This window comes from Bacillus sp. JJ1764, assembly GCF_036962145.1.
Lineage (GTDB): Bacteria > Bacillota > Bacilli > Bacillales > Cytobacillaceae > Neobacillus.
Map to the genome: position 1 here is coordinate 21,326 of NZ_JBALNY010000142.1, position 3,365 is coordinate 24,690.

At 36.5% G+C, this 3,365-nt stretch carries 3 protein-coding genes and 1 pseudogene; all 4 read right to left on the reverse strand.

The features are described 5' to 3' along the window. Positions 1-476, reverse strand: a pseudogene (locus V7083_RS18585) (chromosome condensation regulator); the annotation flags it as partial. Positions 477-905: 429 nt separating this feature from the next. Then, complete coding sequence (locus tag V7083_RS18590) at positions 906-1,655, reverse strand: hypothetical protein (RefSeq protein ID WP_335480691.1); 750 nt, start codon at positions 1,653-1,655, stop codon at positions 906-908. Positions 1,656-1,818: 163 nt separating this feature from the next. Continuing rightward, complete coding sequence (locus V7083_RS18595) at positions 1,819-2,892, reverse strand: LLM class flavin-dependent oxidoreductase (protein WP_335480693.1); 1,074 nt, start codon at positions 2,890-2,892, stop codon at positions 1,819-1,821. A 30-nt stretch (positions 2,893-2,922) separates the two neighbouring features. Beyond that, positions 2,923-3,365: DoxX family protein (locus tag V7083_RS18600; RefSeq protein ID WP_438823747.1), on the reverse strand; the 443-nt coding region annotated here is incomplete at its 5' end.

Below are 3,365 nucleotides of genomic sequence, written 5' to 3' on the forward strand. Positions count from 1 at the left end.
GTGCCGTCCGATTTAAGCCCGATTGTATGCCAGTCACCTGCCGCGACCACCACAATATCGTGCCAACTACTTATATTGCATTCACCATCCTTATTTCGGCCTGCTGCAACTACAGTACCATCCGATTTAAGTCCAATGGTCCTACGCCAACCCGTCGCAACCGCTACAATATTGCGCCATTCGTTTACATCACATTGGTTATGCTTATTCCAACCCGCAGCCGCCAATGTACTGTCGGATTTAAGGCCGATTGTATGAGAGTTACCCGTGTTTGTAGCCATATGAACATTACCAGCCGAGACTGCCACAATATTTCGCCAGCCACTTATACCACATTGACCATATTTATTATCACCCACAGCCGTAACTGTGCCGTCCGATTTAAGCCCAACGGTATGACGACGACCTGCCGCTATAGTATTTTTAGGCCAGCGCTTTATCTTTAGTACCGGTTCTTTCGGAGAAAAATAATCCATGTTTTACCCCCTTTACACAAACCCTATTTTATTATTTATCTCTTTAGCCTGTTATGCTTGCAGTTAACTTCTGTACTATAAATTTTATCATTCCTCTTTATTCAGACAAGTTTAAAAGAGCCAAAATGAAAGAAACGTCTGCTTATAGAAGCACACGTTTTTTTGAATTCTTTTAAATGGTTTAATTTTGATCAAGAATCCTATTTTTTTTGTTAAATGTTTTTAAGAAAGGTATCGAGTAAAAAATCTTAAAATGTGCTTCTTTTTTACAAAGGGAGCATTTGCTATTAAGGTTTTCAACTTTCACCACATGAGGAACATCAAGCCGGTTGAGAGCATCCTTTAAGTGACTTTTACAAATTAACACTTTTACAACCTTCTTTCATCTAATTCTTAATGCAATTTCGAATCATGAATAAAAGTGTTGTTTTATTCCATTATTTGTACTTCACAACGCTTATTTAAAGGGCATTTCACACATTGATTAAATAAATTTATCTTTTTGTATCTGTTTGGCTTTTGAATCCAATCCTTAATAAATTCAAGATAATGCAATCCTTTAGAGATTTCTTGCTCGGTTGGGTAAAATATGTATTTTTTCCCTTCTATTAGACTGATCATCTCAATCCTTTCGGGAAGTGCACCAAATGCTTGATGTGAAAAAACGGTAGATAAATATTGATATAGCATAATCCATTCTTCATCACAATCAAGTAAATATTTTTTTAAAATATATGTTTTCTTCGACCATTCAGCTACTTCAAATGTTAAAGATATGGTTGTTTCTAACTCCTTAATATAGGTTTGTACTTTTTCATATAGGAATAATGGAGGAAGAGTAGTCTCATGGGATGATAGTAATATAAGTAAATGGTCGGTAATTTTTGATAGAACAATATAATATTGGATTTTATTTTCAAACATGTTTATATGTATAGACTTCCAATTTTGTTCGATTAACTTTAATAAACCTACAGTATTTTGATCTTTATTGGAAAGCTGATAATAATCTTTTACGATGTTATTGATTGCCTTTTGAACCTCTACTCTCCAATGAACATGGGAACTCGTTTTACTTAAAATATATTGATTATAAAATCTGTAAGGACAACTAATGAAAGCTTCCAAATGGTAATCAGTAAGAGTTTTTATCGAAACTTCAACACTTTTATTTAACATTGGAATACTCTCCTTTTGGATGTACTAACATTAATTGATAATCATTATCAATTTCTAATTCAAATTATAATTGAAAATGATTATCAATGTCAATACTAAAAAGAGGCTATTCACACATTGTAGAGCCTATCTAACAATGTTGAATAGCACTATTAGTAACTTCTTACGTTTTACTTATTGCTTTCCGTACTGCCGGAGCAATTTCCGTAGCTAACACCTCAATACTCTCTGCAACTTTCTTAAATGGAATTCCACCAATATCCATTTGAACAAGGAATCGTTGATGTCCGAAAAGCTCGTGTTGGCGCAGGATTTTTTCTATTATTTGTTGAGGACTGCCAACAAATAAGGCAGTTTCCGGCCTTGTCTTTTGTTCAAAATCTTCCCTTGATAAACGGAAGCTCATTCCTCGCTGACGATTCACATACTCCCAGTAATTTAGATAATAAGGATAAAACTCGTCTTTGGCTTGTTGGCTGGTCTTAGAAAAATATCCATGACCGGTTACAGCGACTTTGAGATCTTCAAATGCATATCCAGCATCTAAACCTGTTTTACGATATAGCTCAACCAGCGGCTTAAACCGTATAGGATCACCGTCAAGAATAACAATGGCCATCCCGACCCCTAACCTGCCAGCTCGAGCTGCGCTCTCTGGGGTTCCCCCAACTCCTACCCAAATAGGTAGAGCTTTTTGCAAAGGTCTTGGGGCAATAACAGCATCTTTCAATGCTGGTCGAAATTGACCTTTCCATGTAATTCTATCGTTCTTGTTCAACTTTAAAAATAGTTCCATATGTTCCGAGAACAAAGCATCGTAGTCCTTTAGTTCATAACCGAATAGAGGAAAGGATTCCACAAACGCTCCACGGCCTGCAATAATTTCTGCTCTACCCTCCGAAAGAATGTCTAATGTAGCAAAATCTTCAAAGAGGCGAACCGGGTCAACTGTACTTAATACGGTTGTTGCGCTTGTTAACCTCATTCTTTTAGTTATTTGTGCAATGGCAGCTAATACTACTTGAGGTGCGGAGGTAGCATAATCCAGCCGATGATGTTCCCCGATGCCAAACACATCTAGCCCTGCATCTTCCGCAAGTTTGGCTGCTTCAATGATTTCCTTCATTCTTTGCTGAGTGCTGATGGTCTTTCCTGTATGAGGATCTGGACAAATATCCCCAAGAGTATATAGCCCAATTTCTATTCCTGATTTATTACTTCCCTCTTCTATTTCCATAGCCAGTAATTCCTCCAGCCAAGATAATAACTAAGCTTTTTTTGAACGAAACAGTACGTTATCTAAAGCTAAGAAAGATTTGTTTGTTATTGCAAGATATGCGGCAATGGCTAAAAATGACAAATCCAATTCATAACCTGCCATTTGCCCATTCCCCATTAAACCAACGGAAAGTTTTACTTTTAGAATGGCTCCAATCATTAATACTACATACAAAGCAGATACATATCTGGTAGCAAAACCAATAATTAATGCAATACCGCCAATAATCTCAATCAATGCAACTGCATAGGCCATAAATCCAGGCAATCCGATGCTGCTAAACCAGCCCACGATATTTTCAATACCACCCTGAAACTTTACAATACCATGCGCTAAAAATAATCCTCCTAATACCACTCTTAACATAAATGCTCCGATTTCATTTTTTAATTTCATGTTAATTTTCTCCTCTTTTTTTTGTTTTTTAAAAG